The organism is Streptomyces sp. STAM6, from assembly GCF_054963715.1.
Genome location: NZ_JBUEFZ010000007.1, coordinates 210,977 through 236,197, shown reverse-complemented (window position 1 = coordinate 236,197; position 25,221 = coordinate 210,977). Strand labels below are relative to the sequence as shown.

Below are 25,221 nucleotides of genomic sequence, written 5' to 3'. Positions count from 1 at the left end.
GGTTACGTCACCGAGACCGGCATCGTCGGCCTCTCTTAGGCACCTGCCGCGAAGTCCCCATTCCGGGGCTGTAGGCCCCGTGCCTCTCTCCGCGCCCGCCCGGGCGCCCTCATGCCGGGCGCCCCTTCGCCCCGCCCCGCGCGAAGGGGCACCCGCACGCCCTGACCCGATCCGACCTGAGCCGACCGATCCGCCCGGACCTGATCCGTCCTGGACGATCCGCCCGGAGCCGATCCGTCCGAGCCATCCCCGCCCCGAGCCGAGCAGCCCAGATCCGATCCGATCCGACCCGATCCGCGAGAACGGAAGGACAGTCATGTCCGTCGACCCCACCCTGTTCACCCGGGCCATGGCCCGGGTCCCCGCACCCGTCACCATCGCCACCACCGTCGACCCGGCCGGCCGGCGCTGGGGATTCACCGGAAGTTCCTTCAGCTCACTCTCGCTCGACCCGCCGCTGGTGCTGATATGCCTCGACAAGAAGGCCAGCACCCATGAGGCGTTCACCACGGCCGACCGTTTCCTCGTCAATGTGCTCGCCGTGGAGCAGTCCGACGTGGCCGTGCGCTTCGCGCGCTCCGGCGTCGACCGGTTCGCCGACGGGGACATGACCGGCTGCGAACTGGGCCTGCCCGGGCTGCCCGGCGCGGCGGCCCGTATCGCCTGCACCATGCACGCCGTACTGGACGGCGGAGACCACAGCATCCTCGTCGGCCGCGCCGTGGCCACGCACACGGGCGACGGCACTCCGCTGGTGTACAGCGACCGCTCCTTCGCCCGCCCGGTCACCGACGTCCAGATGGCGGGCGTGCGCTGACGCCGTCCGTGGAGCGCCACCGCGCCGTGCCGGTCGTCCGGGTCGCCCTCCTCGGCACCTCCCACGTCCATCTGCGCGACCACCTCCGGGTCATCGAGGAGGACCCGGAGGCCGAACTCGTCGCGGTCCACGGCGTCCTGCCCGGCGGGCCCGTCGTCTCCTCCGCGGCCGGGGCGCTGGAGCGGGCCGACGCCGCCGTCATCGCCTCGACCACGGCGGAGCACGGGGAACTGCTCCGCCGTGCGGCCCGGGCGGGCGTCCCGACCCTCGTGGAGAAGCCGCTCGGCGTCACCGAGGCCGAGACCGCCCGGCTCGCCCCTCTGCTGGCCGCCTCGGAGCCGCCCTCCACCACGGCCATGTTCCTGCGCTGTGCCCCGGCCCTGCGCCGTGTCCGCGCACTGCTGGCCCGGGGAACGCTGGGGCGGCCGGCCCACGTCCACGCCTCCTTCACCCATCCCGGTTTTCTGGACGGCATGTTCCGGGGCCCGGCCGCCTGGATGGCGGACCCGGCGCGAGGAGGCACCGGCGGCTTCGCCGACCTGGGTGTCCACCTCTTCGATCTGCTCGGCTGGCTGGACCCGTACGCCGGGCTCCGGGTGGACACGGCCCGGTTGGACCACCGCCCGGGCTGCCCCGTCGACGTGGCAGGGGCCGCCCTGCTGACGTGGGGGACGGCGACGGTTTCCGTCCACGCGGGATGGACGTCCCGGCCCGGCGGTTTCCGGCTGCGCGTCGAAGGCGGTCGCGGAACGGTGGAGGTGGACGGCGAAGGCTCCCTGACCGTACTCACGGACCGCGACGACCGCCCCCGCCGAGAGACGCACGCCCCGATCCGCGCCGGAGCGGCGCTCGAGGCGTTCCTCGGCCGGCTCAGGGGCGACGGCGCAGCGTGGGAGGCGCCCGACGCGGAGCAGATCAAGCGCACGGCGCGGCTCCTCGACACCGCCGCGAGACTGGCGGCACGGACGCCGCCACGGGCGTGATCCCGCGAAGTGCCGCCCTCCCGGCAGCGCTTGGCACGCGCGGCGACGCCGCGGTTCGCCGCGCCCGAAGGCGCCGGTGGCATTCAGCGGCGTCGCCGTTGGCCGCCCATGCATCCGTCCGTGGCCGCGGGGCACGGGAGAGGCTTGCCCCACGGACCGGAGGCCCCGGCCCGCCTGCGGAGCGGACGAGGCTATGGCGTGGATACTTCCCGGGGTGTGACCGCCGTGTCTCGCGAATCCCCGCTCCCGGTGGGGACTTCGGCTCCGGTGGGCACTTCGGCCTCGGTGGGGACTTCGGCTCCGGTGGGGACTTCGGCTCCGGTGGGCACTCCGGCCTCGGTGGGCACTTCGGCCTCGGTGGGGACTTCGGCTCCGGTGGGGACTTCGGCTCCGGTGGGGACTTCGGTCTCGGTGGGGACTTCGGTCTCGGTGGGGACTTCGGCTCCGGTTGGCACTTCGCCCCCGGCGGGGACTTCGCCCCCCGGTGAGGACTCCGCGCCCGGTGGGCCGGAGTGCCCGGGCCAGTGCCGCGAACGCGGGCTCGGTCCGGCACTCCCGCAGCGCTTCCGCGACGGCCGCGTCGGCCGAGGGGCGCAGCCGCCCGACGAGCTCGGCGCCCGCCTCCGTGAGGACCGGGCAGACGCACCGCTTGTCCGCCGAGGACAGGGTGCGCGTCACCAGACCGCGCTTCTCCAGCCGGCTCACCAGCCGGGTCATGGCGCTCGGACTGAGTCCCACGGCCGCGGTGAGCCGGTGCATTTCCGGTTCCCTTTCCCGCCGGTCGCGTTCGAGCGTGACGAGGAACGTGAATTCCCGGACACTCATGTCGCACTGCTCGGACAGCACTTGCCGTGATCGTGTTTCGAGCCGGCCGTGGAATGCGGAAAGGGTGTGCCAGACGCGCGCCGGGGACCGCTCGTCCGTGGGAAGCGGGGGCACGCGCTTATGCGGGGCCGACCGCGTCGGTCGCGGCGTCGGACTCGGCGTCCAGCGCGGCACCGCGGAGGATGGCGTCGAGGAGGCCCGGGTACCGGGCGTCGAGGTCCTCGCGCCGCAGGGAGAGGAGGTTCTCCCGCCCGGAGGGCCGCTGCCAGATGACTCCGCTGTCACGCAGGACGCGCCAGTGGTGGGTCATGGTCGACTTCGACACTCCGTCGAGAATGCTCCCGCAATTGTGCTCCGCGCCGTCATTGAGGACGCGCACGACGGTCAGCCGCATCGGGTGTCCCAGTGCGGAAAGGACGCTTTCGATGCGGATCTGCTCACGGTCGGGGTGGCGGGCGATCATTGTTCTACTGTACCGCGACAATCGCCGAATCGGGCTTCCTGCCCACCCGCACGGCCCGAACAGCCCTTTCTGCAGGGCGAGTTCCCCGACTTTCCAAAGTAGTCACCGATCGCGCCCCACCCGTTGCGGACGGTACGACTGTACGTCAGGATACGTACAGTCGTACTCGCTGGGCTGTCCGCCCATGACCGAAGAAGGGCTGACCCTTTCATGTCCACTTCACCCTCGCTGCAGGCCGGCGCCCCCGGTTCGGGGCAGCGACGTCTGGGCTGGAGTCTGGCGCTGCTGGCCCTGGCGCAGCTGATCTTCTCGCTGGACCTGAACATCGTCTTCGTCGCGCTGCCGGACATCGGCACCGACCTCGGATTCCCCGGCCAGACCCAGCAGTTGGTGGTCAGCGCCTATGTCGTCTTCGCCGGCGGCTTCCTGCTGCTGGGCGGCCGCGCGGCCGACCTCCTCGGCCGGCGCCGGATGTTCGTCCTCGCGCTCGCCATCTACGCGGTGTCGTCGCTGGCCGGCGGGCTGGCGGGCAGCCCCGCCGTCATCATCGCCGCGCGCGCCGTCCAGGGCATCGGTGGCGCCCTGCTGCTGCCTTCGACGCTCTCCCTGATCAACACGCTGTTCGAGGAGGGGCCCAAGCGCAACAAGGCCCTCGCGGTCTGGGGCGGTGCCGGCGCCAGTGGTCTGACCGTGGGCGCACTCCTGGGTGGCATCCTCACCGAGAGCTTCGGCTGGCCGGCCGTGTTCTACGTCAACGTGCCGCTTGCCGGCATCGTCGCGCTCGCCGCACTCGCCGTCATCCCGCGGGACGAAGTGGGCGGCGAGAAGCGCAAGTTCGACCTGCCCGGCGCGCTCACCGCCACCGGTGGCTCCACCCTGCTGGTGTTCGCCCTGGTCGAAGGGCCCGAGATCGGCTGGACCTCCCCGGCCGTGGTCGGCGCCTTCGTCGCCGCGGTCGTGCTCCTGATCGCCTTCGCGGCCGTCGAGGCACGCAGCAAGGACCCGCTCATGCCGTTCCGCCTCTTCCGGAACCGCAACCTGAGCGTCGGCATCACGGTCACGTTCCTCTACATGGCCACGTTCGGCACACTGCCCTACTTCCTCACGGTGCTGCTGCAGACCGTCCACGGCATGAGCGCCCTGCAGACCGGCCTGGCGTTCCTCGTCCCGTCCGTCGCGATCGCGACCGGAACGCAGCTGGGCGAGCGCATGACCACCCGCCTGGGAACCCGTACGACTCTCGTGGCCGGCTTCGTCATCGGCGCCGTCGGCACCGCGGTGCTGGCCCTCGGCTTCGACAGCGACGCCACCTACCTGGCGGCGGTGCCCGGACTGATCCTCTCCGGTGTCGGTCAGGGCATCGTGTGGACGGCCATGTGGATCGCCGCCTCCACCGGTGTCGCCCCCAACGAGCAGGGCATCGCCAACGGCATGGCCTCCACCGCCCTCAACATCGGCAACGCCATCGGGCTGGCCGTCCTGACCGCCATCGCCGACATCGGCACCGAGGGCAAGGCGGGCGACGCGCTGCGCGCCGCCACCGCCGACGGAGAGTTCCTCGTGGTGCTGCTCACCGCGGCGGGCATGGTCGTCGGCCTCCTGATCGCCCTCAGTCTGCCGCGCAAGAACGCCGGTGCCACCCAGACCGTCGTGGAGGACCCCGTCCTCACGGCGCGGTGAGCAGGTAAACCGACCGGACCGCCGTGTCGATCCCTCCCCCGTACGGCACGGCACCGGCACCTGCCACCCTCCCCGCTGCTCCCCGGGACAGACCAGTGTCCCGGGGAGCAGCCTTGCGCGTGCGGCCGTGCAGGCGTGCGGCGGCGTAGCCCGGTGCTGGCGCGGGCATGGGGCGGCGCGGGCGGGTGGACGGTCACTCTCCGCCAGCAGGCGGGCGCGCAGAGGCTTCACCCCCGGGTCCCTCCGCCTCCCCGGCCGGGAACGGATACACCCGGCCAAACCCGGTGTATCGGCATAACCTGGTGGTACTCGCACCTCCACGAGCCTGGAGGAATCATGGAACTCGGCTTTCTCAAACCGCTCTTCGACCGGCCAGGCCCATGGGCTTCGCTCTACCTCGACACCACGCGCAGGACCGAGGACGCCGCCAAGGTGCAGCAACTGCGGAACCGGGCCGCCGCCTCCCAGCTCATCGACGCGGGTGCCGACGCCGCCACCGTCAGGGCGGTGATGGACACCCTCGCCCGTGAACCGGTCTCCGGAGCGCCCCCCGGCCGCGCGCTCTTCGCCACGCGCGGCGAGGTCGTCCTCGACGTCCCGCTCGCGGTGCCCCCGCCCGCCACCCAGGCGACGTGCTCGATCCTGCCGCACGTCGCGCCGCTCGCCGGCCTGCGCGGCGACGAGCCGAAGTGCCTGGTGGGATACATCGACCGGACCGGCGCGGACCTGGAGCTCCGCGACGGGCGCACCCGCTCGTCCCTGGGCCAGGCACAGGGCAGGGAATGGCAGGGGCGAGGACACCGCAGCATCCCCACGGACCGCTACGAGTGGCACTACCGCAACAAGGTCGAGAACAGCTGGAACGAGACCGCCGACACCATCGCGGGCGAACTCACCCGTGCCTGGCACGAGTGCGGCGCCGACCTGCTGGTCCTCACCGGCGACCCGCGTGAGCGCAGGGCCGTGCACAACCGGCTGCCGGAGCGCGTCCAAGCCGTCACCGTCGAGGCCGGCAACGGCGGCAGGTCCCCGGGCGCCTCGACCCGTGTGCTCGACCAGCAGATCGCGGAGGCCTGCGAGACGTTCGCGCAGGACCGGCTCCGGACCGCACTGGACCGGTTCCGGGTCGGGCGCGGAAGGCCCGGCGAGCACCGCGAGTCGGCCTCCGTGGACACCGGCCCCGGCGAGGCGGCCGAAGGCATGCCGGCGGTCGTGGACGCCGTACGCAAACACCAGGTCGGCACGCTGCTGCTCACGCCGGACGCGGCGGACGCGCGCCGGGAGGTGTGGATCGGACCCGGCGTCGACGAGGTCGCCGTGCGCCGCGGCCACCTGCAGGCGATGGGCGTCACTCAGCCGGAGCGGGCCCGCGCGGACGACGCCCTGCTGAGGTCCGCCGTGGCGGCCGGCTGCGACGTCCTCATGGTTCCCGACGGGGTACAGGGACCGGCCGGAGGCCTGGGCGCCGTACTGCGCTGGAGCTGACCGCGCACACCGGGCGCCGCCGGGCCGGCTCCGCCCCACCACGGGTCGATCATCTGGCCGGAATAACCCCCGGGGGTACGGAGGTTGGAGGCGAGGTACACACCACGGCCCCCGGGCGGCGGTCGGCGTCTGGCCTCCGGCGCCTTGCCCGGGGCACGAGACCGGAGCAGACATTGACCACCGACACGGCCTTCGGCACCGACCGCTCGTTCCTCTTCGTACTCGGCAGCTCCCGCAGCGACGGCAACACGGAGACGCTCGCCCGGGCCGCCGCCGAGCAACTGCCCCCCGGCGTCACCCAGCGATGGGTGGACCTGACCGAACTGCCGCTGCCGGACTTCCAGGACGGCCGGCACGAATCGGACGCCTGGTCGGCCGGGGAGAACGAGGAGACACTGCGCAAGGCCACGCTGGAGGCCACTGACATCGTCCTCGCCTCGCCGCTGTACTGGTACACCCTGTCCGCGCAGACCAAGCGCTACCTCGACTACTGGTCGGGCTGGCTCGGGGTGGAGGGCCTGGACTTCAAGCAGCGCATGGCGGGCCGGACGCTGTGGGGGGTGACGGTCATGGCGGACTACGACGAGTCCGTCGCCGACGGACTCGTCACCACGCTCAGCAACTCGGCGGCCTACCTCAGGATGCGGTTCGGCGGAGTGCTGTTCGGCAACGGCTCCCGGCCGGGCCAGGTACGGGGCGACGAACGGGCGATGCTCCGCGCCAAGACGTTCTTCCAGGGCGGGACGCCGCTCGCCCGTTTCCCCTACGAGAAGGCGCCGGCGGAGGCCTAGTCACCGGCCGATCGCGCTGTTGCGGGCGTGGCTGCGCAGGTCGTCCGGCAGGGCCTCGACAGGATCCCCCGGGCCGGCCACGATCCACGGGATCCCGCCGGCGATGATCGACGGCCTGCGCAGGTGGTGCGGGCGCCGGCGGGAGAGCCGGACGCTCAGGTACTCGCCCGGGCCGGGCGGTGGCAGGCGCAGCGCGCCGACCATCGCCCGGTCCCGTGCGCTGCTGGTCAGCACCACCACACCCTCGTCGTGCAGCGTCTGCCCGGCGCTGCGCACACGCCGCGGAATCCCTCGCCGCCGGGTCACGGCCCGCAGCACCGACGCCGGGATCGGCCGGCACTGCACCCGGCGGAAGAGTTCGAGGATGCGCTCGGCCGCCGACTCGGGGGCGAGGATCGCCTCACGCGCCGCGGCTTCGATGTGCAGCAGGAAGTTCGTCGGCAGCGGCGCCTCCCGGTGCAGCCAGAGCATCGCCATCCGGGCCTCCCGCGTGAGCGGTGCCCCCGCCTCACCGGCCGCGCCGGCGCTCAGTACCTCCTGCCGTACGCGAATGAGGCCCGACGACCACCGGGAGCGGGTGTCGTCCGCGTGGACCACCAGGCAGATCCGGCCCTGGGCCTGTCCCGAGAACAGCCAGTGGGGGCCGCCCAGGGAGAACTTGAGGTTGAACGCGAGAGGCACCGGGCGGTCGGGACTGGTCCAGGTCAGGTCCGTCGACGTGCCGGGCCCGAACTGGAACTCCCGGCGCAGCGACCGCTCCAGTTCCACGCCGATCAGCGCCTTCTCCTGCCCGCTCAGCTGCCGGACGTCGAACCGGCCGGTCGTCTCCGCGTCGAGCACCGTGTCGAAACACTCCCTGAGCACCCGCGCCATCCGCCGCCCGTGCGGATCGAGATCGTTCAGCACCCGTGCCAGTATCAGCAGTTCGGCGTCGAACGTGGTCGTCAGGTCGATACGCGGAGTGAGGATGACGCACAAGGGCGTACCGCGCGCGCTGGTCACCTCGCGCGAACGGAACCGCCGGGTCAGCGGGCCGTCCTCGTGGCGCGGGGGCAGGGAGCCGAAGGCCTCCGGAGAGAGACAGAGCGTGGGGTGCAGGGGGAAGTTGTCCGCCGCCTCACGGAACGCCGCGGACCGCAGCATCGCGAGCGCGATCCCCACACCGAGCTGCGACGCGAGATCGGCGGCGCGGGTGTCGACATGCGCGGTGTGCACGGCCAGCCGCACCCGCGCACGCAGCCCTTCCGCCTCCAGCGCCCCGGGCAGCCTCTCCGCCAGCCCGTCGAGCAGGGGACCGAGCGGCACATCGGGGCTGACGAACAGCAGGCAGACGTCGCCCGACAGATGCGTCTCGCCCTGCTCCCGGTCGGTGAGGACGGCCCCGGCGAGCAGCGTGCTGATGACCACGTCGCCCGTGCGGGCAGGGTTTTCCGGATCGGCCTCCAGCGCGACGACGGTCCGGACCGACGGGCCGGCCGGGGCGGGGGTCCATTCCCCGGGAGGGGAGTCGGCCCCGCCGGTGGCGGTGGGCACGACATTCTCGAGGAAGGCCAGGGCGCCCCTGGCGATCCCGGCCGTCTCCGGGTCGGGGAAGAGCCGCAGGACCTCCTGCGCCATCCGGACCGCCTCGTCGGTCCGGCCCTGGGAGCGTCGCAACCGGGCCAGCAGAAGGCACGCGGCCGCCTGGCCGTGGTGGTCCTCCTCGGCCCGGAAACAGGCCCGCGCCAGGCCCAGTTCACTGACCGCCTCGTCCGTCGCGCCGCGCTCGACGGCCAGCTTCCCCCGCAGCAGGGCGGTGTGGCCGTGGGTGATGACGTCCTCGTCGAGCGCGGAGCGCGTCACACGGCCGAGGGTCTCCTCGGCGGCCTCCGACCGTCCCGCCGCGTACTGCGCATGCGCCAGGGCGACGACACCACGGGTGAGACCGAGCGGACTGGTGGCCACCGTGTCGATGACGGCCTTCGCCGCCGGCTCGTACGCGGCCCAGTGCCGCGGCGAGCTTCCCAGGTCCTGGAGCAGGAGCAGCAGATCGACCGGACGGCGTTGCCCGACGGGCGGCAGGTGGCGTGCCGCCCACCGGGCCAGTCCGAGGGCGTTGGGGGCCCAGACGTCCCTGTCCGGCAGGGGGGCGGAGGGCAATGGGTCGGAGACTTCGAGACGCTGGGGGAGCCGGGTGCCGGGGCGCTCGGACGCGTACAGCTGCGCGGCGGCGGAGAGATGGAGGCCCATGAGCCGCTGGACCGGGTCGAACAGGGCCGTCGTGGGCAGGTTCGTCAGCTCCGCGCGGACGTACCGGTGCACCGCGGCCCGGAACCGGTACGGGCCGCCACCCGTGTGCTCCAGCAGGCCTTCCCGGACCAGTGCCTCGAGCGTGGGGCGCGCGTGCTCGGGCGTCCGGTCGAGGATCGCCGCCGCTTCGTGGATCGTCACCTCTCCCTGCTCCGCCAGGGACAGCAGGAGGAGAGCCTCGGACAGGTCGTGCGGCAGGTCCTGGAGGCGCGGCCGCAGGATCGTGTCCAGGGCCGGGGCGCCGGCCTGCCGGATCAGCGATGCCACGCGCTCCGGCGAGGTGTGGGGACTCGCCAGCCAGTCGCCGATCAGCCGGAGCGTCAGGGGCCACCAGGAGTGCTCCGCCGTCAACTCCCGCAGGTGTGCCACCTCCTGTCCGGTGAGGCGGCGCCCCGTCCGGGCGCCGAGCAGTGCCACCGCGTCCTCGCCGGTCAGCGGCTCCAGAACGGAGACCGCGAAGTCGGTGGGGAGCTCCAGGGGCGTCCGGCCGGTGACGACCGTGGTACAGCCGGGGGCGTCGGTGAGCAGGGGGGCGACCTGCCGCGCGTCGTGCGCGTCGTCCAGTACCAGCAGCACGCGCCGCTCCCGCAGCTCCGACCGGAGGACCGCGGCCATCCCGGACACGTTGCGCGGGATGCGGGCCTCCGGTACACCGAGCTCGCGCAGCACGGTGTGCAGCGCCGCGTCCGGGGCGACGGGGAAGGCCCACGATCCGCGCAGGTCGACGAAGACCTGCCCGTCGGGGTAATGCGTGCGGACGTGGCGTGCGGCGTGCCTGACGAGCGCGGTCTTCCCGGCCCCCGCGGCACCGCCGTGCGCGGTGACGACGTGCACCCGGCCCTTCGGTGCGGAGAGCCGGCGGATCAGCTCCTCGGCCACCTCGGCGTTCCCGGTGAACTCCTCCTGCCCACCCCGGCTTTCGGCACGCTCCTGCTCCGCCACCGCTCGCGGCGCCGACAGCCCCAGCAGCTCCAGGGTCTGCCGCGACGCCCGGGCGAAGGACTCCCGCTCGGCCGGCAGGTCCCGGCCGCCCTCGGGGTCGTACACCACCGAGGGCAGCCGTGCGCGGCCGTCACCGCGGGAGGCGACATGGCGGTCGAGCGCCCGGTGGATGCGCCACACCTCATGGGCGGCGAGCTGCTCCCGCAGCACGTCCCGGGCCTCCGCGGGCAGGACCAGCTCGACCGGCCCCGCACCGTCCTGCTCCAGCTCGAACAGACCGCTCGTCACGACCTCGGCCACATCGGCCGTCGTGGCGTCCTGCACCAGCTCCTGACGGACGACCTGCAGTAATGGCAGGCTGAGCCGGTCGAACGGGGAACAGAGCACGGCCAGCCGGGCCGCCCTGGGGGAGGCGGTGCGCAGGAAGCCCTTCGCGAGCGTCCCGGGCGGCAGCGGCACACCGGGCGGCCGGGACGGCCCCGCGGTCCGGCCGGCCGGCGGTACGAGAACGGCGGTGCACCCCTCCGGGTCGCTCCGCATCACGGCACGCGACCAGCGCCCGAGGGAGTGCGGAGTCAGCGACAGCACCGGAATCGGCAGCCACGCCCCGGGGTCGTCCGGCTCGCCCGTGTCCAGCAGCGGCGGCGCGTCGTGGGGGAGCCTGGCCCGGTGGGCGCCGGGTGCGGCGGACGTGAACCGGGCCGTGGGAAGGTTCAGCCCGGTGCGCCGCCACAGCTTGGTGGGCAGCGGGTTGAGCAGGGCCGTCGGGGTGGTGCCGGCCCATTCGCGCAGCAACTGCCACACCTCCGGCCGGCGCCAGGGGCCGGCCGCACAGTCGGACACCACCACGACCAGCCGCCGGCCGTCGGCCGAGCGCAGCCGGCCGGGCGTCCGCACCCGGCCGTCGGCGCCGAAGGCCAGATCCCGCACCTGCAGCGTGCGGAACGAACCGAGCCGGTCGAGCACCGAGGTGAACTCGGCGATCGTCTCCTGCCACACCCGCATGCTCGGCGAGCGGTCGACGACCAGCGCCAGGTCGAACCACCGCTCGGGGGCGGCGGCGAACGCCGGGATCAGCTCCCCGCTGCGGGCGTACCCGTCGACCGTCGACTCGATGTCCAGCTCGCTGCGGCGTCCTTGCGGCCACGGCCGTTTCCAGGGCCGCATCGCACGCGTCAGCTCCAGGGCGCGCGGCAGCCCCGCGGCTCTGGGCGCCGCGACGGCATGACCCCGCAGCCGGGCGCCGCTGCCCGCCAGCCGCTCGTGCAGGGGCCGCGACGCCGGGGCGGGCACCTCGCCCTCCGGTGGGCCGTCAGGACCGCGGACCGGCGGCCCCGGCTCCGCCTCCGGCCCGGCGGGCCGGCCGTCCGGGCCGGACGGCGCGGCGGCCTCCGTCCGGTCCGCGGCGCCCGCCGCGTCCGTCCCCGGCTGCTCGCCGCCCGCCATCCGGGCCGCCAGCCACAGGGCCTCCGCCAGAGCCGGGCCGTCCAGCTCCGGGCCGGCCGTGCGCAGGGCGGAGACGATCCGGGCGAGCGTGTCAGGCACGGGTCAGCTCACGCAGGATCAGGTCCACGACCTCCTGGCGCCGCTCGTCGTCGGGCGCGCTCTCCCCGGCCAGCAGGTGCACCGCGTTGAGGAGCTGGTCCACGGCCAGGCTCTCGCCCGCGGTGAGCCGCTCCATGAACACCTCGATGAGCTGTGCGGCCGGCTCCGACCCGGCCTTGTCGGAGCCGAGATGGGCCTCCACGACCCGCAGCAGCGACTCCGCCGTGGGCAGGGGCATCGTGAACCGGATGCAGCGGCGCAGGAACGCCGCGGGGAAGTCCCGTTCGCCGTTGCTGGTCATCACGATGAACGGGAACTCGGTGCACTGCACCCGGCCGCGCTCCACGGCGTGCCGCGCGTCGCCGCCCCACTCACGGACGTGGACCACGTCGGTCCCGTAGCGGGCGAGCTCGGGGATCTCGAACTCGCCCCGCTCCAGCACGTCGAGCAGGTCGCTGGGAAGGTCCAGGTCACTCTTGTCGATCTCGTCGATGAGCAGCGCCCGCGGTCGCCGCCCGGGCAGCAGCGCCGTGCCGAGGGGCCCCATCCGCAGGAACGGGGCGATGTCGTCGCTGCCGTCGGCGCCCTCCAGCCGCTGGGCGTGGATGCGGCCGAGCGCGTCGTACCGGTACAGCGCCTCGGTGAGGCTGCTGCGGGAGGTGATGTGCCAGCGCAGTACGGTGCCGAGGCGCAGCTCGGCGGCCACCTGCTCGATCACGGTGGACTTGCCCGAGCCGGCCGGTCCGGTCAGCAGCAGGGGACGGCGCAGCGCCAGCGCGGCGTTGACCGCTTCGACCAGACCGCGCGGCGGAACGAACTGCTCGTGCAGGGGCCGGCGCGGGAACTCCCGCCAGGGCGGCGCCGGAGCGATCTCGACCTGCCGCTCCGGAGCGTTGCCGGTCCCGGCGTAGAAGGGCTGCCAGGTCATGCGGGACTCTCCCCATCCATGGTGAACTGTTCGAACCAGCTGCAGAAATCCAGCCACTCGGGGCCGTCCCACACCGTGCGCAGCCGGGCCAGGTGGCTCCGGCCCGTTCCGTGGGCCGGGGTGCAGGGGGCCCAGCTGTCGCGGTAGGCGCGGCAGAACTCCACGGGGAGCAGGTGCCAGTTGGAGTCCAGATAGCTGCGGGCCTCCGCGGGCACCGACGTGTCGTCCTCGGGCCACACCACGATGGGGGACGACGCCAGCAGGGTCTCCATCATGTCCTTCAGCTGTGCGGGGCGGTGTTCGAGCGCGACCGCACGGGTGCGGGGCCCGCTCATCAGCCGGTCGCGCAGCTCGCGGAGCTGCCGGGTGTCCCGCTCGCCGAGCCAGTCCAGCCGGGCGCCGTCGGGGCACGCGTCCATCGCGCGCAGGCTCTTGCGGGCCCGGTCGTTGATCCACCACAGGTGTTCGGGCGGTTGTATGCGGTCGCTCCACCGCAGCACGACGTCGTGTTCGGCACCCAGCCGGATGCCGAAGTCGGTCTCCTCCGGGCGCCACTGGACGAGCAGCGGCGCCGGTGCCGCGATCTCCACCCGGTGCAGCGGGGCGTCCAGCTTCATCGCCAGCCGGGACGCCCACCGCAGTGCCGCGCCGATCCGCCGCTCCACGCCCGGCCGGTCCGGTTCGCAGGCGAACTCCTCCTGGTGGCGCACCGTGCCGTCGTCCAGCAGCCAGGCCGACAGCGACTCCGGCCATTCGTCGCCGACCGCGGCATGGAGGCTCACCACCAGCCGCAGCCTCATCTCCCGGCTCCGGTCGCTCACCCGCGCGAACGCGTCATTGAGGTCGATCTCCGCGCCGAGCGCGGCGGCCCAGCCGCGCAGGGCGGGCTCCGCCGGGTCGACGCCGGTCTCCCGGGCGAGCGTGGCCACGAACTCCGCCAGTGGCGCCGTGCGCCGCCGGCCGGCCCGGGGCGCCCGCAGCAGCAGGAACTCCACGGCGTCGCGCAGCAGATCCGTTCCCGACGAGGCGGGCAGCGGTGTCTCGGAGCCGGCGCAGGACTCGGCGAGCGCCCGCCGGAGCAGCGCCGACGTCAGCGCGGCACCCGGCCATGCGCTGAGCAGGCCCGCCGTGCGCAGCGCTGCGCGCAGCGCGTCGATCACACCGCTCGCCCACGCCCGCTCGTGCGGGGCCAGTGCCGACAACTCGTCCTCCAGCGCCGCGAGTCCCTCGGCACCGGTGACGACCGCCCCGGCCGGGTCGACGCCCAGCGGCTCCAGGGCACGGAGGAGCTCCTCCGTGCCGACCGGACCGAGGAGGGAGCCCGGACGGCCGCCGGAATGCCGGGGGTTGCGGGCCAGCCACAGCCGCGCCGTGGCGAACTGGGCACCGTCGAACTCGGTCCGGAAGATGCCCTGGCCCGCGGTGCCGCCGTCCTCACGGACGGCGTCGACGACCGCGGCCGGCGACAGGGTCGCACCGGCGTCGGCGATGCCTTCGCGCAGCACCTTCACCACCGTCCGGCTGAACCTGAGGTCGTACGCCTCCTCGTCCGCTCCGGACCCCATGAGCAGCGACAGCCGCGTGTCGCCCCGGCGGATCCCGGTGGTCAGCGACTTGAGGTCGGGCAGCGCGCCGGCCGCGTGGCAGGTGTCGACGACGGCGACGACGCCGGCGAGGCCGGGCGTCTCCAGGACCTGCGTCAGCAGCGAGCCGACGTCGACGGCCGTCGAGATCTCCTCGGCCCGGGAGTCGCCCGCCATGAAGTAGAGCCCGGTCCCGGACGAGATGCCGTGCCCCAGCAGCGCCACGACCAGCACCGCTCCCGCGGCCCCCGCCTCCCGGGCGGCGGCGCGGACGGTCCGCTCGACGTCCGCCTGCGTCACCGCGGAGCCGTACAGCAGCGTGGCGCCCGAGGGATGGTCCTTCTCGCACGCGCCCGACCAGGGGGCGGTGAGGGTCTCGTGCAGACCGGCGGCCGTCATCTCCAGCTCGTCCAGCAGGCCGAGCTCCGGGCACTGCGCCCCGATCACCAGGGCGTGGCGGGGCTCCGTCATGGGCCCACTGCGGTGTCCAGGGCCTCCACGAGGGGACCCGCGACGGCCGGCTGTGCGAGGTACTTCGCCGCCGGGTGCACCCAGGCACCGTCCGAGTCGACCCGTCTGCTGACCGGTCTGACCGACGTGGGGCCGGGGGCGACGAACTTCTCCAGTTCGGGACGGGCGGCGACGATGTCGTCCCGGTCCCAGAAGTTGAGCCAGCGGCCGACCGCCGCGGGGGTGGAGAGCGGCTGGGGGCGGACCCGCGGCTGGACGGCCGTACGGACACCGAGAGGCGAGCCGAGGGTGACGAGCAGCGGCACGGGCGCCCGGTGCATGTGCAGGGTCTCCAGCGTGACGACCGTACCGAGCGAGTGCGCGACGACCACCGTCGGGCCGTCGTGGTCGAGGCACTCCGACACCCGGTCGCGGATCCGGCGGTCCAGGGACGCCCCGGCCGAATCCGGCTCACCGCGGTTCAGATAGCGGGCGACCTGGCCGAGGACGGTCGCGGTGGTCCGGGCGCTGGCCCAGCCGCCCAGTGCGCGCAGTCCCGGCACCGCGAGCAGGCTGGTGAGGGCGTTGACCGTGCGGCGCCCGGGGCTTCCGAACCCCTGCGCGACGCCGGGCGGGGCCAGTTGGGTGCGCGCGTGGCTCAGTGCCCTGACCTCCGCGGGGGTCAGCGACGGGTCGGCCAGCCGTTCGTCGACGGCCTCCGTCAGCAGTTCGGCGACGAGTTCCTCGTCGCGTGGCGCGGCTTCCCGGTGGGCGTCCGTGGACCCCGCCCCGCCCGTGACCGCCGTGGATCCGGCGCGCCGGGGGGCGGCCGGTCCGGCCGCCGTCCCGCCGCCCTGCGCTCCGCGTGTGCGGAACAGGTCCCCGTAGTAGGCGAACCGGGTGTCGGCGGCCCAGCCGGCCGTCAGCGCCGACACGCGCGCCGAGTGCCCGGCGGCCCGGGCCCCGTGGGCCAGGGCGCGCAGCCACTCGTCCCGGTCGGCGCGGGCGTCCCGGGGGCCGCCGATCCCGTGTACGAGAACCAGACGCGGCTTCATCGTTGTTCCCCCCGATCGACACTCGAATCGACGCCCACGAGGCTAGTCGATGATCATCGTCCGCGCGGTTGAGCGAGGACAACCGGTTGTGGAGAGTCCGTGTATGGCGCACCGACGGGATGAGCGGCGCGCCGACGGGGCCCGCCGGCGGGGGGTGCCGACGGGCCCGTGCGCGCCGGCCGGGGGAGGCGGCCGGGAGATGCTCAGGCCAGGGGCCTGGGTGGATCGGGCTGCCGCGGAACGGTGGGCCGCGAGGAGGATCAGGAGATCGAGGGGCCTGTCGGGATGGACAGCAGGGCCACCGGCGAGATGCTCACGATCTTGTTCCAGGCGAAGTGGTACTTGTCCATCGCGGCCGGGCTGGTGATCCAGCGCTTCATTCCGTTACTGATGAGATAGACCTCGGGTGCATTCGGGGCCTTGCCCAGGACGGCCCCGTCGGACAGCGGTCCGCCGTCGTCGATGCTGCCGATGTCGAGCACCGCGTGAATTCCGTTCCAGTCGCGGAACAGATTATTGTACGTGGCCGGGTTGGGAATGTGGCGGCGCTTGCCGTCGAGGATCAGGTAGACCGCCGGACCGTTCACGTCCTTGACGCGCAGCCCGTTCAGATCGGGCCTCACCTTGGCCGGCTGACCGGCCTCCACCTGCGTCGTCGTGTCCGCGGCGAAGGCCGCGGGCGCTGTCGCCGACCCGACCAGGGCGGCGAGCAGCAAGGAGAGAACGGCTAACCAGGAGCGTCTGGGCACAGTACCTCCGAAAACCGGTGGAACACGAAAAGCGGACGATGCAGAGAGAAATGGTTGAGTGATTGACTCTTTTCTTTCTCTCCACACTTTGCGCGCACAGCATTCCACCCGGGAGTGCCCGGCTGTCAACGGATTCCGCTTTTTCCCGGGGCGGGGTCGGCGATTCTCGGCCAGCGCGGGCCGGAGGGGTGGGCGGAGGCCCGCCGGGGCCGCGCTTGACAGCGCTGACTTGCGCCACCGAACATCAGTCCGTGAACCTGTCAGACAGCCAGACAGCCGGAGCGGTCCCGCGCCGGGTCAGCGCCATGGAAGCCGTGCTCGGGCACCTCAGGAGCGCCATCGAGCGCGGCGAGTACGCCATCGGGGACAAGCTGCCCTCCGAGGCGGAGCTCTGCCGGCGTCTCGAGGTCAGCCGGCCGGTACTCCGCGAAGCTCTGCGGGCCCTCCAGGTGATGGGGCTGACCGTGTCGCGGACCGGCAAGGGCACCTTCGTGGTCTCCAACGGGCCGGTGGAAGACCCCACGTTCGGCGACTACTCGGCCAGCGACCTCCTCGAAGTGCGCCGCCACGTGGAGATCCCGGTCGCCGGGTACGCGGCCGCCCGGCGCACCCCGGAGAACCTGGACCACCTGGCCCACCTGATGGAGCGGATGGAACGGGAGACCGACACCACCGCATGGGTGGCCATGGACACCCTCTTCCACCTCGCCGTCGCCGAGGCCTCGCAGAACCCGGTCTTCCGCCGGGTGATCGAGGAGATCCGGGACGCCCTCGCGCGCCAGTCCGCGTTCCTCAACGAGCTCGGCGGCCGCCGTGAGCAGTCCAACCGCGAGCACCGGGCCATCGTCGAGGCGCTCGTCGACGGCTCCGAGGACGACGCCGTCGCCGCCATGGCACACCACCTCGACCGTGTCGAGACGACCCTGACCTCCATCGTGCGCCCCGACCGCACCGAGAGCCCCGCAGAAGACGGACCCCGATGAACCACGCGCTCGTCCCCGCAGCCCCGGCCCCCGCCCCCGAGATACGCGCCCCCCGGCACGTCCCCCTCGCCCACCTCGTACGCGCCGGAATCGTCGAGGGCGTCCACCACGGCTCGGTCGTCGTCCTCGGCCCCGACGGGAACGTCGAATTCACGGCGGGTGACATCGATGCGGCGTTCTACCCGCGCTCCGCACTCAAGCCGGCCCAGGCCGTCGGCATGGTCCGCGCGGGCCTGCCGCTCGACGGCGAGGCGCTCTCGCTCGCGGCCGCCAGCCACTCCGGGGACGAGCGGCACATCGCAGGCGCCCGCCGCATCCTCGCCGACGCCGGACTCACCGAGTCCGATCTGCGCAACACGCCCGACCTGCCCTACGGGGCGCCGGAGCGCGAGGCGTGGCTGCGGCGCGGACTCGGGCCGAGCCGGCTCGCCCAGAACTGCTCCGGCAAGCACGCCGCCATGCTCATGACCGCCCGGCTGCGGGACTGGACGCTGGAGGACTACCTCGACCCGGGCCATCCGCTCCAGACGGCCCTCGCCGCGACGGTGGAGGACCTCACCGGCCAGGCCGTCGCCCGGGTCACTCTCGACGGCTGCGGCGCCCCGCTGTTCGCCGTGTCCCTGCTCGGCCTCACCCGGGCCGTCGCCCGGATCGCCTCCGCCGCTCCGGGCACGCCCGAGCGCCGGGTCGCCGACGCCGTGCGCGCCCACCCCGAGGCGGCGTCCGGGGCCGGGCGGGACGTCGCCCGGCTGATGCGGGCCGTTCCGGGCCTGCTGGCCAAGGACGGCTTCGAAGGCGTGCAGGTCGCCGCGTTGCCCGACGGCCGGGCCGTCGGTGTGAAGATCGCCGACGGCGGTGACCGGGCCCGTATGCCGGTGGCCGCCGCGGCGCTCGTCCGCTGCGGCGTGGATCCCGCGCTGCTCGACGGGCTCGCCCGCATGCCCGTGCACGGCGGCGCCACCGTGGTCGGCAGCCTCCATGCCGCCGGCGCTCTCTGAGGGCCTCACGACCCCCGCGCTTCCCCTGCCTCCGGCGGGGCCGTCCTCGGCCCCTCGCCCGGGCCTCAGCACCAAACCGCACCCAAGGACCCTCATGACGCTGCCCGCGTACCGCTCCGAGCACGACCTGCTCGGTGACCGCGACGTCCCCGCCGACGCGTACTGGGGCGTGCACACCCTGCGCGCCACCGAGAACTTCCCGATCAGCGGCACCCCCATCTCGGCCTATCCCCACCTCGTCGACGCGCTCGCCGCGGTGAAGGAGGCGGCGGCCCTCGCCAACGCCGAGCTGGGACTGCTCGCACCCCGGAAGGCCGAGGCCATCGCCGCGGCCTGCCGGGAGATCCGGGGCGGTGCGCTCCACGACCAGTTCGTCGTCGACGTCATCCAGGGCGGCGCCGGAACCTCGACGAACATGAACGCCAACGAGGTCGTCGCCAACCGGGCGCTGGAGCTCCTCGGCCACCCCCGGGGTGCCTACGAGCACCTGCACCCCAACGAGGACGTCAACCTCTGCCAGTCCACCAACGACGTCTACCCGACGGCCGTCCGGATCGCCACGATCACCGCGGTCGGTGCGCTGCTCGACGCGATGACGGTGCTGCGCGAGGCCTTCGCCGCCAAGGCCGACGAGTTCCGTGACGTGCTGAAGATGGGCCGCACCCAGCTCCAGGACGCGGTGCCCATGACCCTCGGGCAGGAGTTCTCCTCGTACGCGGTGATGCTAGAGGAGGACCAGAGCCGGCTCGCGGAGGCCGTGCGGCTCGTCCATGAGATCAACCTGGGCGCCACCGCCATCGGCACGGGCCTGAACGCGCCGGCCGGGTACGCCGACGCCGCCCGGCGCCATCTCGCCGCCATCACCGGGCTGCCGCTGGTGACCGCCGTGAACCTCGTCGAGGCCACCCAGGACTGCGGTGCCTTCGTCCAGATGTCCGGTGTGCTCAAGCGGATCGCCGTCAAACTCTCCAAGACCTGCAACGACCTGCGGCTGCTGTCGTCCGGGCCGCGCGCCGGACTGAACGAGATCAATCTGCCGCCCGTGCAGGCCGGCTCCAGCATCATGCCCGGCAAGGTCAACCCGGTGATCCCCGAGGTCGTCAACCAGGTCGCCTTCGAGGTCATCGGCAATGACGTCACCATCACCATGGCGGCGGAGGCGGGCCAGCTCCAGCTGAACGCCTTCGAGCCGATCATCCTGCACTCCCTGTCCGAGTCCCTCACCCATCTGCGCGCCGCCTGCCTGACCCTGGCGGAGCGCTGTGTCTCCGGGATCACCGCCAACGAGGCGGAGCTGCTCGCCGCGGTCGAGAACTCCATCGGCCTCGTCACCGCCCTGAACCCGCACATCGGGTACACGGCGGCCACCGGGATCGCCCAGGAGGCCCTCGCCACCGGGCGGGGCGTCGCCGAACTCGTACTGGAGAAGGGCCTCTTGCCGGCCGAGGTGCTGAGCGGGCTGCTGCGTCCGGAACACCTGGCGGGCGTCCGGGAGCCCGGGGCCGCCGCGGGATGACCCGCTCACGGGCGGGGCAGGGTGCGGGTTACGCCGCTTGGGCGGCGTCCCCGTATCCCGAAACGCCTAATAAAACGACAATCTGACATCTTTCGAGGGGCTTTCGGCAACACCTACGGTCCGGCACTTCCCCCACCGAACCGGAGGAGACACCCGATGCTCCACAGACACGCCACCGTCGCGTGTGCCGTGCTGACCGCCGTCGGCGCCCTCACACTGACGGCGCTGCCCGGCGCCGCCGCGGCAGAGCCGCCCGCCCCCACGACCGCCCAGCCGCCCGACACACCGGAAACCGAGACTCCCGGAGCGGACAAGCCGTCCCCCGAGCTGCTCCGGGCGATGGCGCGCGACCTGGGCCTCACGCCCTCACAGGCCGAGACCCGGCTGATGAACGAGGCGGAGGCGGGCGCGATCGCCGGCCGTCTGCAGAACTACCTGGGCAAGGACTTCGCCGGGGCGTGGGTGCGCGGCGCGCTCTCCGACAGTCTCACCGTGGCCACCACCGACGCCGCCGACGTCCCCGTGATCAAGGCCGGTGGCGCCGAGGCCGAGGTCGTCCGGTACGGGCTGGTCGAACTCGACGCCGCCAAGGCGTCACTCGACCGCACAGCCGTCCGGACCACGACCGTCGACGCCCCCGTCTGGTACGTCGACGTCCGTACCAACACGGTGACGCTCCAGGCCACCAAGCGCTCGGCGGCCGAGGCGTTCATCACCGCCACCGGTCTCGACCGCGGTCTCATCCGCGTGCGGACGTCCTCGGAGCGCCCGCGCCTCCTGCACGACATCAGGGGCGGCGACGCCTTCTACATCGGCAGCGGCCGGTGCTCCGTCGGCTTCGCCGTCGCCTCGGGAACCCAGGAGGGCTTCGCCACGGCCGGGCACTGCGGCAGCGCCGGCGACGCCACCCACGGGTTCAACCGGGTGGCCCAGGGCGCCTTCAAGGCCTCCGCCTTCCCCGGCACCGACATGGCCTGGGTCGGCACCAACGGAGACTGGAAGGCAACTCCCTACGTGAAGGGGCAGAGCGACCAGAACATCCAGGTCGCAGGGTCCGCCGAGGCCCTCGTCGGCGCCTCCATCTGCCGCTCGGGCTCCACCACCGGCTGGCACTGCGGCACCATCGAACAGCACAACACCAGCGTCTCCTACCTCCAAGGCACCGTGCGCGGCCTGACCCGCACGACGGTCTGCGCCGAGCCGGGCGACTCGGGCGGCTCCTACGTGTCCGGCAGCCAGGCCCAGGGCGTTACCTCGGGCGGCTCGGGGAACTGCCGCAGCGGCGGCACGACGTTCCACCAGCCGATCAACCCGCTGCTCCAGGAGTACGGACTGACCCTCAGGACCACCACCACCGACGACACGGCCGACAGCGACAAGACGGCCGGCACCTGGACCCCCGGCAAGGTGTACGCCGTCGGCGACCGTGTCACCTACAACGGCGTCACCTACCGCTGCCTCCAGCCGCACCAGGCCCAGCGCGGCCTTCGACCCACCCACCAGCCCCTGCTGTGGCAGCGCCTCTGAGGCGCTGACCGGGCACCGCACACGGCCGGGCGGTGAAGGTCTCACGCACCTGCGCCGCCCAGCCGCTCGGCGACCCGGATACGGCGACCCGAGGAGCCGCTCCGCTCACCGGCACGCGCGGGCGCGGCGGTCGGGACGCCGGGGGTCGAACAGCCCGACGGGGTGCGCGGTCGCGCCGGTCAGGACCAGGTCGGCGAGGATCTCACCGACCACGGGCACGAACGCGAAGCCGTGCCCGGAGAATCCGCAGGCGACCGTGACCGTCTCCGGGTGGTGCGGATGGCGCCCGACGACGCAGCGCCCGTCGGCCGTGGTGGACGACATGCGGGTGGCGGCCCTCAGGAAGCGGCCGGGGAGGGCCGGTACGAGCCGGGCGGCCCGGGCGGCCATCTCCTCGACCTCGTGCCGGTGCACGGTCCGGTCGATGGTCTCCGGCGTGCACACGGTGCCCGCGCCCGCGAGCGTGACCTCGGCGCCCCTGTCCGGCCCGTCGATCGCCGGGAACCCCTGCATCCGCACGCCCGCCGCGTCCTCCCAGACGTAGACCGGGTGGTGCTGTGGCCGGAACGCCGCCGTGCCGCCCTCCGGCTGGAACCAGTGCATGACCTGCCGCTCGATCCGGAACGGCACCCCCAGGCCGCTGAGGAGGCGAGGCGCCCAGGCGCCCGGGCAGACCACCAGCTGCCCCGCGGTGTAGGTGTCCTCGGCGGTGTGCACCCGCACTCCGTCGCGGTACGGCTCCCAGCGCAGCAGCGGCTCGTCGCAGTGCAGGGCCGCGCCCGCCCGGGTGGCGAGCTGGAGGTGCCCGGCGACCGTGTTCTCGGGCCGCAGCAGCCCGGCGTGCGGCTCGTACAGAGCCACCTCGTCGTCGTCCGGGGCGAGGGTCGGGAAACGGCGGCGGATCTCCCCGGCGTCGAGCATCTCGTGCGGCAGCCCCCATCGTTCGGCCGCCCGCAGCGAACCGGCGACGGTCCGGGACCCGGGCCTGCCGAGCACCAGCCCGCCGCACCGCGTCGTGATGTCGCGACCGGTGTCCCGCTCCAGCCGCTCGTACAGCTCGCGGGCACGCCGCAGCAGCGGCACATGGGCCGGGTCCTCGGCGCACGACTGGCGGACGAGCCGCGAACCGCCGTGGCCGGAGCCCCGGCCGTGGACCGGGCCGAACCTCTCCAGTCCCAGCACCCGGGCCCCGCGCGCGGACAGATGGTGCGCGGCGGCACTGCCCATCCCGCCCAGGCCGACCACGATCACGTCATAGGTGGGTGACATCCTCAGGGCCTCCTGCACGTCCTGTCCTCAGGGGCGGATGGCTGTGCTCGTACGCGAAGGACGCGGGGCCAGGTTTCCCCGGCCACGCGTCCACGGGAACGCCGTATTCGGCCTACCTGGCCGCGCCGTGCGTCCCGGTCCCGTGCGCCGCCTACCGGCCCCGCACGCCGCGCACTCGCCCGTGCGGCGCAGCCCGCCCCGGCGGCACGGCCGTGCGCCTCCTACGTTGGGACCATGACGAAAGCCGCATCACGCCCCAAGCTCCGCCGCGTCTACGATCCGGTCAGGCCGGACGACGGGATACGCGTCCTCGTCGACCGGCTCTGGCCCCGCGGGCTGTCCAAGGAGGACGCCCACATCGACGAGTGGCCCAAGTCGGTGACGCCGTCGACCGAGCTGCGGCGCTGGTATCACGCCGGTGAGGGCAGCCACGAGGAGTTCCGGCGGCGCTACGAGGCCGAGCTGGCCGCGCCGGAGGCCGCCGAGGCGCTCGACCGGCTGCGCGAGCTCGTCAGGAAGGGCCCGGTCACCCTGCTCACCGCGGCCAAGGACCCGGGGGAGCGCAGTCACGCGGCCCTGCTCCAGGAATTGCTCAGGCCGTGACCGGATCGGGCTCCGGTTCGGGGCCGCGCGGCACCGGCACGGCAGCCTCCGGATGACCGGCCGTCAGGAGGACGACCCCGCGCGCGGCCACCGCAGCCGACCCCGCGGCGACCGCCCAGCCGGCCGGCCCCGCTCGGAAGGTCTCGCCCAGCAGGGCGAGACCGATGACGGCGGCCGCCGTCGGATTGGCGAGGTTCACCACCGCCAGCGGGGCCGCGAGCCCGCCGCGGTACGCCGCCTGGGACAGCAGCAGCCCGCCCGTCGCGAACACCGACACCAGCAGCGCCAGCAGCGTCGTCTGCCACCACGTCAGCGGCCCGCCGGGCAGCTCCCGTGCGAGCGAGGCCGTGACCGTCTGGGTGAGCGCCGACGCCACACCGGAGGCGACGCCCGACGCGGTCGCGTGCCCCAGCCCGCGACCGCCCCGCCCGCCGGCCCCGCGGCGGACCAGTACCGCGATCAGCAGCGCCGTCGCCGCCGCGACCGACAGGGCCTCGGGCAGGCTCAGCGTGTCCCCGGGGCGGGCCGGCCCCACCACGGCCACCAGACCGAGCAGACCCGCCAGCGTCCACAGCGCCCCGCGCCACTCCGCCCGGCTCACCCGCCGCCGCGCGCAGTACGCGCCCACCGGCAGCGCCGCCACCAGCGTCAGCGCGCCCAGCGGCTGGACCAGGGTGAGCGGCCCGTAGTGCAGCGCCACGACATGGGTGAGCGCACCGGCCGCGTTCAGACCGACCGCCCACCACCACAGCGGGCGGGCGAGCAGCGCCCGCAGCGCGCCACGCCCGGGACGGCCCGCCGAGGCGAGCCACGACTGGACGACGGCGGCCAGGGCGTACCCGGCGGCCGAGGCGAGCGAGAGCAGTACCGCGAGAAGGGTGGCCCTCATGCCGGCACCGTCCGCAGCCGACGCGGCACGCGGGGCGGTGTCCCGGGTGCTCGTACGACGAGGAGGGCGACGCCCAGCAGGGCGGTGGCGGCCAGGGCGTCCAGCCAGTAGTGATTGGCGGTGCCGACCACCACCAGCAGCGTGACCAGCGGATGGAGCAGCCACAGCGGCCGCCACCGGCCGGCGGTGGCGGCGATCAGCCCGATCGCGACCATCAGCGCCCAGCCGAAGTGCAGGGACGGCATCGCCGCGAACTGGTTCGCCAGCGTGTCCGTCTCCGGAGACGCCCCGTACACCGACGGCCCGTAGATCCGCGCGGTGTCGACCAGCCCGAAGGCGGCGAGCATCCGCGGGGGAGCGAGCGGCACCCACAGGTGGAGGACGAGCGCGGCGGCCGTGAGGAGTGCCAGCACCCGCCGGGACCAGAGGTAGTGGGCCGGCCTGCGCCAGTACAGCCAGGCCAGGAAGGCGATCGTGGCCGGGAAGTGCACCCACGCGTAGTACGTGTTGGCGAGGTGGACCACACCGTCGTCCCGCAGCAGCAGCCACTGCACCCGGCCCTCGCCCGGCAGATGCGCCGCCCGCTCCAGGTCCCAGACCCGGCCGGCGTTGCGGAAGGCACGGGCCTCGTGGCCGTTCGCGACCAGCCGGCCCGCCTTGTAGACGAGGAAGAGCACGGTCACGAGCAGCAGCTCACGCACCAGGGGCGGGCGCCGCGGCGCGGTGCCGCGGTCCGCGGGCCCCGGGACAGCGGTCGTCCCGGGGCCCGGAGGACGTATCCCGCCGGCCATGCCCGGACCCCTTCGACAGATCGAATCAGCAGTAAACGGGTGAAGCGTAGATCCGAAGTT

At 73.7% G+C, this 25,221-nt stretch carries 19 protein-coding genes and 1 pseudogene; 10 read left to right on the top strand and 10 right to left on the bottom strand.

Going from position 1 to position 25,221, the window contains the following annotated elements; translation table 11 throughout:
• Positions 1-316: 316 nt before the first annotated feature.
• Positions 317-817 carry a flavin reductase family protein gene (locus tag ACY34K_RS12550; protein ID WP_462746302.1) on the top strand — a complete coding sequence of 167 codons (501 nt, stop codon included), beginning with the start codon at positions 317-319 and terminating at the stop codon, positions 815-817.
• 8 nt (positions 818-825) lie between these two features.
• Positions 826-1,800: a Gfo/Idh/MocA family protein gene (locus ACY34K_RS12545; protein ID WP_462746300.1), complete on the top strand. Its 975-nt coding sequence runs from the start codon at positions 826-828 to the stop codon at positions 1,798-1,800.
• Between the two features lie 651 nt (positions 1,801-2,451).
• On the opposite strand, the pseudogene ACY34K_RS12540 reads toward ACY34K_RS12545, so the two are convergent.
• Together ACY34K_RS12540 and ACY34K_RS12535 are read right to left on the bottom strand one after the other, a co-directional pair.
• A pseudogene (locus tag ACY34K_RS12540) lies at positions 2,452-2,625 on the bottom strand (MarR family transcriptional regulator); the annotation flags it as partial.
• 118 nt (positions 2,626-2,743) lie between these two features.
• A complete protein-coding gene (locus ACY34K_RS12535; protein WP_462746298.1) occupies positions 2,744-3,088 on the bottom strand; it encodes an ArsR/SmtB family transcription factor in 345 nt (114 codons plus the stop codon).
• A 210-nt stretch (positions 3,089-3,298) separates the two neighbouring features.
• On the opposite strand from ACY34K_RS12535, the gene ACY34K_RS12530 reads away from it, so the two are divergent.
• From ACY34K_RS12530 to ACY34K_RS12520, 3 genes are all read left to right on the top strand, one after another.
• Complete coding sequence (locus ACY34K_RS12530; protein ID WP_462746296.1) at positions 3,299-4,768, top strand: MFS transporter; 1,470 nt, start codon at positions 3,299-3,301, stop codon at positions 4,766-4,768.
• Between the two features lie 336 nt (positions 4,769-5,104).
• Complete coding sequence (locus tag ACY34K_RS12525) at positions 5,105-6,253, top strand: baeRF2 domain-containing protein (protein WP_462746294.1); 1,149 nt, start codon at positions 5,105-5,107, stop codon at positions 6,251-6,253.
• Positions 6,254-6,426: 173 nt separating this feature from the next.
• Positions 6,427-7,044: a flavodoxin family protein gene (locus ACY34K_RS12520; RefSeq protein WP_462746292.1), complete on the top strand. Its 618-nt coding sequence runs from the start codon at positions 6,427-6,429 to the stop codon at positions 7,042-7,044.
• On the opposite strand, the gene ACY34K_RS12515 is transcribed toward ACY34K_RS12520, so the two are convergent.
• The 5 genes from ACY34K_RS12515 to ACY34K_RS12495 form a co-directional block, all read right to left on the bottom strand.
• Positions 7,045-11,820, bottom strand: coding sequence for a NaeI family type II restriction endonuclease (locus ACY34K_RS12515; protein WP_462746291.1), 4,776 nt, complete (start codon positions 11,818-11,820; stop codon positions 7,045-7,047).
• Complete coding sequence (locus tag ACY34K_RS12510) at positions 11,813-12,748, bottom strand: AAA family ATPase (protein ID WP_462746290.1); 936 nt, start codon at positions 12,746-12,748, stop codon at positions 11,813-11,815. Before ACY34K_RS12510 ends, ACY34K_RS12515 begins: the two co-directional genes overlap by 8 nt.
• Complete coding sequence (locus ACY34K_RS12505) at positions 12,745-14,802, bottom strand: vWA-MoxR associated conflict system protein (RefSeq protein WP_462746288.1); 2,058 nt, start codon at positions 14,800-14,802, stop codon at positions 12,745-12,747. Before ACY34K_RS12505 ends, ACY34K_RS12510 begins: the two co-directional genes overlap by 4 nt.
• Complete coding sequence (locus tag ACY34K_RS12500; protein WP_462746286.1) at positions 14,799-15,836, bottom strand: RBBP9/YdeN family alpha/beta hydrolase; 1,038 nt, start codon at positions 15,834-15,836, stop codon at positions 14,799-14,801. Before ACY34K_RS12500 ends, ACY34K_RS12505 begins: the two co-directional genes overlap by 4 nt.
• A 260-nt stretch (positions 15,837-16,096) precedes the next feature.
• On the bottom strand, positions 16,097-16,552 hold the full coding sequence (locus tag ACY34K_RS12495; RefSeq protein ID WP_462746284.1) for a hypothetical protein: 456 nt from the start codon (positions 16,550-16,552) through the stop codon (positions 16,097-16,099).
• A gap of 338 nt (positions 16,553-16,890) precedes the next feature.
• On the opposite strand from ACY34K_RS12495, the gene ACY34K_RS12490 reads away from it, so the two are divergent.
• The 4 genes from ACY34K_RS12490 to ACY34K_RS12475 all read left to right on the top strand — a co-directional run bounded on the left by ACY34K_RS12490 (position 16,891) and on the right by ACY34K_RS12475 (position 21,609).
• Positions 16,891-17,568 (top strand): FadR/GntR family transcriptional regulator, encoded by a 678-nt coding sequence (locus ACY34K_RS12490; protein ID WP_462746309.1) that lies wholly within the window; start codon positions 16,891-16,893, stop codon positions 17,566-17,568.
• Positions 17,565-18,566: an asparaginase gene (locus ACY34K_RS12485; RefSeq protein WP_462746283.1), complete on the top strand. Its 1,002-nt coding sequence runs from the start codon at positions 17,565-17,567 to the stop codon at positions 18,564-18,566. The genes ACY34K_RS12490 and ACY34K_RS12485 overlap by 4 nt, the downstream gene beginning before the upstream one ends.
• A 94-nt stretch (positions 18,567-18,660) precedes the next feature.
• A complete protein-coding gene (gene aspA / locus ACY34K_RS12480) occupies positions 18,661-20,082 on the top strand; it encodes an aspartate ammonia-lyase (RefSeq protein ID WP_462746282.1) in 1,422 nt (473 codons plus the stop codon).
• A gap of 156 nt (positions 20,083-20,238) precedes the next feature.
• The gene (locus ACY34K_RS12475) at positions 20,239-21,609 is read left to right on the top strand and encodes a carbohydrate-binding protein (protein WP_462746280.1); all 1,371 of its coding nucleotides are present in this window, start codon (positions 20,239-20,241) and stop codon (positions 21,607-21,609) included.
• A 105-nt stretch (positions 21,610-21,714) separates the two neighbouring features.
• On the opposite strand, the gene solA is transcribed toward ACY34K_RS12475, so the two are convergent.
• A complete protein-coding gene (gene solA / locus ACY34K_RS12470) occupies positions 21,715-22,878 on the bottom strand; it encodes an N-methyl-L-tryptophan oxidase (protein ID WP_462746279.1) in 1,164 nt (387 codons plus the stop codon).
• Between the two features lie 234 nt (positions 22,879-23,112).
• Between solA and ACY34K_RS12465 the strand changes: the two genes are divergently transcribed.
• Entirely contained in the window at positions 23,113-23,481 is a 369-nt protein-coding gene (locus ACY34K_RS12465) for a DUF488 domain-containing protein (protein ID WP_462746277.1), read from the top strand.
• Here ACY34K_RS12465 and ACY34K_RS12460 read toward each other — a convergent pair.
• Together ACY34K_RS12460 and ACY34K_RS12455 are read right to left on the bottom strand one after the other, a co-directional pair.
• Positions 23,471-24,370, bottom strand: coding sequence for a DMT family transporter (locus tag ACY34K_RS12460; protein WP_462746276.1), 900 nt, complete (start codon positions 24,368-24,370; stop codon positions 23,471-23,473). The two genes, ACY34K_RS12465 and ACY34K_RS12460, sit on opposite strands and share 11 nt — an antisense overlap.
• Complete coding sequence (locus tag ACY34K_RS12455) at positions 24,367-25,161, bottom strand: phosphatase PAP2 family protein (RefSeq protein ID WP_462746275.1); 795 nt, start codon at positions 25,159-25,161, stop codon at positions 24,367-24,369. The genes ACY34K_RS12460 and ACY34K_RS12455 overlap by 4 nt, the downstream gene beginning before the upstream one ends.
• Positions 25,162-25,221 lie beyond the last annotated feature (60 nt).